7 protein-coding genes are annotated in these 6,341 nt (G+C 63.1%); all 7 read left to right on the top strand.

The features are described from left to right. Positions 1-114 precede the first annotated feature (114 nt). On the top strand, positions 115-2,103 hold the full coding sequence (locus Q673_RS23220; protein ID WP_023005051.1) for a heme lyase CcmF/NrfE family subunit: 1,989 nt from the start codon (positions 115-117) through the stop codon (positions 2,101-2,103). Then, positions 2,100-2,624 carry a DsbE family thiol:disulfide interchange protein gene (locus Q673_RS0118115; protein ID WP_031217685.1) on the top strand — a complete coding sequence of 175 codons (525 nt, stop codon included), beginning with the start codon at positions 2,100-2,102 and terminating at the stop codon, positions 2,622-2,624. The genes Q673_RS23220 and Q673_RS0118115 overlap by 4 nt, the downstream gene beginning before the upstream one ends. Next, a complete protein-coding gene (locus tag Q673_RS23215) occupies positions 2,615-3,091 on the top strand; it encodes a cytochrome c-type biogenesis protein (RefSeq protein ID WP_023005049.1) in 477 nt (158 codons plus the stop codon). Before Q673_RS0118115 ends, Q673_RS23215 begins: the two co-directional genes overlap by 10 nt. Continuing rightward, positions 3,088-4,335, top strand: a complete 1,248-nt coding sequence (ccmI, locus tag Q673_RS23210) for a c-type cytochrome biogenesis protein CcmI (RefSeq protein WP_023005048.1) — start codon at positions 3,088-3,090, stop codon at positions 4,333-4,335. Before Q673_RS23215 ends, ccmI begins: the two co-directional genes overlap by 4 nt. 64 nt (positions 4,336-4,399) lie before the next feature. Beyond that, positions 4,400-5,212 (top strand): prolipoprotein diacylglyceryl transferase, encoded by an 813-nt coding sequence (gene lgt / locus Q673_RS23205; protein ID WP_023005047.1) that lies wholly within the window; start codon positions 4,400-4,402, stop codon positions 5,210-5,212. Then, on the top strand, positions 5,209-5,448 hold the full coding sequence (locus Q673_RS23200) for a hypothetical protein (protein WP_023005046.1): 240 nt from the start codon (positions 5,209-5,211) through the stop codon (positions 5,446-5,448). Before lgt ends, Q673_RS23200 begins: the two co-directional genes overlap by 4 nt. Before the next feature lie 92 nt (positions 5,449-5,540). Then, the coding region (locus Q673_RS23195; protein WP_023005045.1) for an IS256 family transposase at positions 5,541-6,341 on the top strand (801 nt) is incomplete at its 3' end.

Here is a 6,341-nt window from a genome sequence, read left to right as displayed (position 1 = left end):
GCTGGCAGCGCTACTTTTTTAGGGTATACGGATTTAATGGTTGATGGGGCACCTTCACCCCATCAATCATTAAATCCGTATACCCGAAATCACGCGACTCAAGACGGAATCACCATGCTCGTCAAAATCATTCCTGAACTCGGTCTCTTCGCGCTGATCATGGCGCTGGGCCTGGCGTTTATACAGGCGCTGGCTCCGTTAGCGGGTGTCACGCTCCGCCGCCCACTCTGGATGGCCTTCGCCGAGCCCATGGCATGGGGGCAGTTCGCCTTCTTGCTGGTGGCCTATGCCAGCCTGACCGCGAGCTTCCTGCTCGATGATTTCAGTGTGTCCTATGTGGCCAACAACTCCAACTCGATGCTGCCGTGGTATTACAAGCTCACGGCGGTGTGGGGGGGACACGAAGGCTCGGTGCTGCTATGGAGCCTGATCCTCAGCGGCTGGGGCTTCGCCGTCAGCCTGTTCTCGCGCAACCTGCCGCGTGACATGCTGGCCCGTGTCTTGGGGGTCATGGGCATGGTCAGCACCGGATTCTTGCTGTTCATCCTGATCACGTCGAGCCCTTTTGAACGTCTGCTGCCGGGAGTGCCTCAGGACGGCGCCGATCTCAACCCGCTGCTACAGGACGTCGGGCTGATCCTCCATCCCCCCATGCTCTATATGGGCTATGTGGGCTTCTCGGTAGCTTTCGCCTTTGCCATCGCTGCCTTGCTGGGAGGGCGGCTCGATGCCGCCTGGACACGCTGGGTGCGGCCCTGGACCAATATTGCTTGGGCCTTCCTCACCATGGGCATCGCGCTGGGTAGTTGGTGGGCCTACTACGAGCTGGGGTGGGGCGGCTGGTGGTTTTGGGACCCGGTGGAGAACGCCTCGTTCCTGCCCTGGCTGACCGGGACGGCGCTCATCCATTCGCTGGCGGTCACGGAAAAGCGTGGCACCTTCAAGAGCTGGACCGCCCTGCTGGCGATCTTTACCTTTTCGCTGTCGCTGCTGGGCACCTTCCTGGTGCGCTCCGGGGTGCTGACGTCGGTGCATGCCTTCGCCAATGACCCGTCACGGGGCATCTTCATTCTGGCACTGCTGGGGTTCACGGTGGGCGCTTCCTTGCTGATCTTTGCCCTGCGTGCGCCGCGGATGAGCGGCAATGTGGGCTTCGGTTGGTTGTCTCGAGATGCGCTGTTGCTGATCAACAATATCCTCTTGGTCGTCATGACCGTGACCGTTTTGCTGGGCACGGTCTACCCGCTGATTCTCGATGCCCTGGGGCTGGGCAAGATCAGCGTCGGCCCACCGTACTTTAATACGCTATTCGTGCCGCTGACCGTGCTGCTGTGCGCCTTCATGGGGCTAGGCCCCGTGGCGCGCTGGAAGCAGATGGCGGGGCGCGAGTTGATGCGCCGACTACTTTGGTCCGGCATCGCCGCGCTGATCACGGCGGCGGCGGTGCCGTTCCTCTACGGCGGAGAATGGAACGCCGCCGTGGCGCTGGGGCTGGTCATGGCCCTGTGGGTCGTGCTGGCGTTGATCCGTGACCTGTTCGACAAGACCCGCCATGCCTCCTCACCCCTGGCCGGCTTGCGCAAGCTGTCGCTGGCGCATTGGGGCATGGTAGTCGGCCATCTGGGCATGGCCATCACCATCGTGGGCGTGGCCATGGTGTCGAACTATGCCATCGAGCGTAACGTACGTCTTGCCGTGGGGGAGCGTGTCGAGATAGGCGGTTACAGCTTCACCATGACCGACCTGAGCGAGCGCCGCGGTCCCAATTTCCTGGCCGATACGGCAACCCTTGAGGTGACACGTGATGGCCAGCATGTCACCACCCTACGGCCCGAGAAGCGATTGTATATTGCCCGCGGTCAGCCCATGACCGACGTCGCCCTGCGCCCTGGGCTGCTGCAGGACATTTACGTGGCGCTGGGCGAAGACTTGGGTGACGGTGCCTGGGCCATGCGAATCCAGATCAAGCCGTTCGTACGCTGGCTCTGGCTGGGGGCGTTGTTGATGGCCACTGGCGGTCTGCTGGCGGTGGCGGACCGTCGCTATCGGCGTCAGCGCTCAGTGCCAGCTGACTCCACTCTCCTCCGTGAGGTCCATACATGAAACGGCGACTGTTACTGCTTTTCCCCTTGCTGGTTTTCCTGGGACTGGGTTTCTTTCTCTACCGAGGCTTGGCCATGGATCCCAGTGCCCGCAATTCGGCACTGCTAGCCCAGCAGTTTCCTGCCTTTTCCCTCTCGACACTGAAGGATCCTGGTGCCCGGGTCGATGAGTCGCTGTTGCACGGGCAGGTCACGCTGGTCAATGTCTGGGCCGAGTGGTGCCCGACCTGCAAGGAGGAAATGCCCCAGCTGCTGACACTCGCTGAGCGCGGCGTGCGCTTGGTCGGCATCAACTACAAGGACACCCGCGTCAAGGGGCGGGAGTTTCTCGACGAGTTCGGCGACCCGTTCGAAGTCAATATCTTCGATCCGGATGGCGATCTGGGGTTCGAGCTCGGCGTCTACGGTGTGCCGGAGACCTTCCTCGTCGATGCCGAGGGCATCATTCGCTATAAGCACACGGGCTATATCACTCCCGAGGATGTCGAACGTGTCGTGCAGGAGGTGGGCAAATGGCGTTGATGACCCGGGCCGGCCTGCTGTTGCTCTTGTTGATAACGTCGGTCCCTGTGCTGGCGGATTCGGCTATCGAGGTGCGTGACTTCGAGAGGCCAGTAATGGCCGAGCGCTATCGTGATCTTACTGCCTCATTGCGCTGCCCCAAATGCGATGCCCAGGCCATCGACAGCTCGGATTCCCCGGTGGCTGCCGACATGCGCGAACGCGTTGCAGATTTGTTACGCGAAGGGCGATCCGATAAAGAAATCCTCGATTACATGGTCGCACGCTTCGGCGAATTCGTGCTTTATAACCCGCGACTCGACGAGCGTACCTGGTTGCTATGGGGATTGCCGTTCGTGCTGGTGATGATCGGGGGGTTTATCGTGGCGGTCTTCGTCCGCAAACGAAAGCATGCCCAGGTTCGAGCGCTCAGCGCCGAGGAGCGCGAGTACCTCAATGCCCTGTTTAACCGCGAGGGGAGCGAATGAATCTGCTCTGGTTGGGCATCGCCCTGTTACTGTTGCCTGCCCTGTGGCTCGTGATCCTGCCGCTGAGACGGACCCGCCCGCTGCACGATGCTCAGCAGGCCTTCGAAACCAAGCAGCGCACCGATGCCCAGAACGTGGCGGTCTATCGTCAGCGCCTGGCCTCGCTGGAAACGGCCCATGCACGCGGCGAGCTCGACACCGCGCGAGTCGAGGAGGGTCGGCTGGAGCTCGAACGCAGCCTGCTCGAGGATACCCAGGTACGCCGACGCACACCGCTCAAATCCCCCCAGGCCGGACGGTTGTTGGTGCCGCTGGTGATGGTGGCGTTGGTGGTGGCCAGTCTGCTCTGGTATCAACGGGAAGGCGCCGAGGGCGATCTGGCACTGTATGCCGTGCATCAGGAGGTGCGCAACTCGCCTGACGGCTCGCTGGCGATGCTGATCGAGCGGCTCGAGGAGCAGGCCAAGCGACAGCCGGACAATCCCAAGGTGTGGATGTCGCTGTTTCCGCTGTACCGGGACAGCAATCGGGGACGTGATGCCATCGCCGCGCTTGAGCGCCTGATTGAGCTGGAGGGTCGACAGCCTTCCCTGCTGGCGCAATTGGCACAGATCCAATTCTTCGTCGCCAATCGCTCGATGACCGAGGAGGTCCAGGCACTGGTCGACGAGACCCTAGACAAGGATCCGCGTCAGCCGACGGTGCTCGGCATGCTGGGCATCCATGCCTTCGATCGCGCCCGCTATGAAGAGGCTATCGATTACTGGCGACGCGCGATCGCCGGCTTCGACGACCCCGGCTCGGCGGAAGCGCTGCGGGAGGGCATTGCCGTGGCACAACAGCGCCTGGACGCCTCGTCCGACCAGGTCGATGCCCATCAGGCCGCGCAGGACGGCGCGTCGCTCGCGGTCAGGGTCGGCCTCGCCGAAGCGCTCCGCGAGTGGGCCGCGCCGGGCGACACGGTGTTCGTCGTCGCCCGCGACGTGGCCGGCGAACTGCCGCCGCTGGCCATCGAGCGGGCCACGGTCGCCGACCTACCGCTCGAGGTGACACTCGACGACGACGATGCCATGGCGCCCCAAGCACGGCTCTCCCAGATTGCCGAGCTGCGCCTGACGGTGCGCGTCTCCGCATCGGACGAGGCCACCCCGCAGCCAGGCGACCTGATCGGCGAGGCGGGGCCGGTGACACTCGGCGAGGCCGACTCGCCGATCGACGTCACCATCGATCGCATCGTTGACTAGCCAGGCTGATCGTAAACGCAGTCTCGGCAACGCGACTTGGCTGTCAGAGCATTAAGGAAGAACCATGCTGCAATATCCGCAGATCGATCCCGTGGCCATCTCCCTGGGGCCCGTGCAGATTCACTGGTATGGCCTGATGTATGTGGTCGGGCTGGCCGCCGCCTGGTGGCTAGGGCGTCGTCGAGCCCATCGCCTGGGTTTGAGTCACGATGATATCGGCGATCTGATTTTTTACGCTGCCGTGGGGATCATCTTGGGTGGCCGCCTGGGCTATGCGCTGTTCTACGGGCTCGAGCAACTTCTTGCCAACCCCTTGTGGCTCTTCAGGGTCTGGGACGGGGGCATGAGCTTCCATGGCGGCCTTGCCGGTGTGCTCATCGCCGCCCTGCTGTTTGCCCGCAAGCATCGCCTGGCTTTTTTCCAGCTGACCGATTTCATCGCCCCGCTGGTGCCGATCGGCCTGGGCGCCGGGCGCCTCGGCAACTTCATCAATCACGAGTTACCGGGACGTATCAGTGACGTTCCCTGGGCCATGGTCTTCCCCCCCATGATGGGGCTGGGGCCGGAGCCGCGGCACCCTTCAGCGCTTTATGAGTTCGCCCTGGAAGGCGTGGTGCTGTTTGTCATGCTGTGGTGGCTGTCGCGCCGACCGCGCCAGCGGGGCCTCATCTCCGGGCTGTTCCTGGTGCTGTATGGCGCCTTCCGCTTCACCGTGGAGTTCGTGCGCCTGCCCGATCCTCACCTAGGGTTCGTCGCCTTCGGCTGGCTGACCATGGGGCAGCTGTTGACCCTGCCGATGCTCATCGCGGGGCTGGCCCTGGTTGTCTGGTCAATGCGTCAGCCAGTGGATAGGGGGAAAACGGCGGCGGCCTCATGAACACGGCCTTCACCTTTCTGCTGGTGCTGCTGTTCGTCGCCACACCGGTAGCGGCCCGTGGAGAGTTTCCCGCGGGCAGTGGCAAGAGCTCCCCCTTCGGTACCTCGGCTCAACGGGAATTCCTGGCGGCTAAAGAAGCCTTCCGGGCCAGCGCCTGGCGAGACGATAGGCGGCTCTACGTCGGTTTCGTCATTGCCGAGGACTATTACCTCCACCGCCATCGGTTTGCGAGTTAAGCTCAAGTCTTGTGTATGGAGGATAGAAGGAGGGGTGGCGTATCCTGCTGATTGATCACGCCAGATCACAACCAGCATAGGATGGATACGCCATGACCGATTCTACCCTCCAAGCCGTGACGCAACCAGACACTGGTGTTACCGACCCACTGCATGAGCTGCTGCGCCAAGGTGCCCGAGACCTGATCGCCAAAGCCGTGGAGGCCGAGTTGAACACGTTCCTTGAGCAGTACGCCGACAAGACGCTGGAAGACGGCCGCCGCGCCGTCGTCCGCAACGGCTACTTGCCAGAGCGCACGGTGCAGACCGGTATCGGCGACGTCGAGGTCAAGGTGCCCCGAGCCCGCGATCGCAGCGGTGATGGAGTCACCTTCAGCAGCGCACTGCTGCCGCCTTACCTGAAGCGGGCTCGGAGCATCGACGAGCTGATCCCCTGGCTCTACCTGAAGGGGGTCTCCACCGGCGACTACCAGGAGGCCCTGGCAGCCCTGCTGGGCGACCAGGCCAAGGGGCTCTCGGCCAACACCGTGTCGCGGCTCAAGAAGCAGTGGGAGGCCGAGCATACCGACTGGCAGAAGCGTGGCTTATCAGAGCAGCGCTACGTCTACTGGTGGGCAGACGGCGTCTACAGCAACGTTCGAATGGATGACCGCCTGTGCCTGCTGGTGATCATCGGTGTCACCGAGCAGGGCCGTAAGGAGTTGGTAGCCGTCGAGGATGGGCGACGCGAGTCGGAAGCCAGCTGGAAAGAGCTTCTCACGGGGCTACGCGAACGCGGGCTGACCACGGCCCCCAAGCTCGCGATCGGCGACGGCGCCATGGGCTTCTGGGCCGCGCTGAGCAAGGTCTATCCGGAGACCGACCACCAGCGTTGCTGGGTCCACAAGACCGCT

Origin of the sequence: Halomonas sp. PBN3, assembly GCF_000475415.1 — a bacterium.
GTDB classification, from domain to species: domain Bacteria; phylum Pseudomonadota; class Gammaproteobacteria; order Pseudomonadales; family Halomonadaceae; genus Halomonas; species Halomonas shengliensis.
The sequence above is the reverse complement of the archived record's forward strand: the minus strand, read 5'-3'. Positions and strand labels throughout refer to the sequence as shown.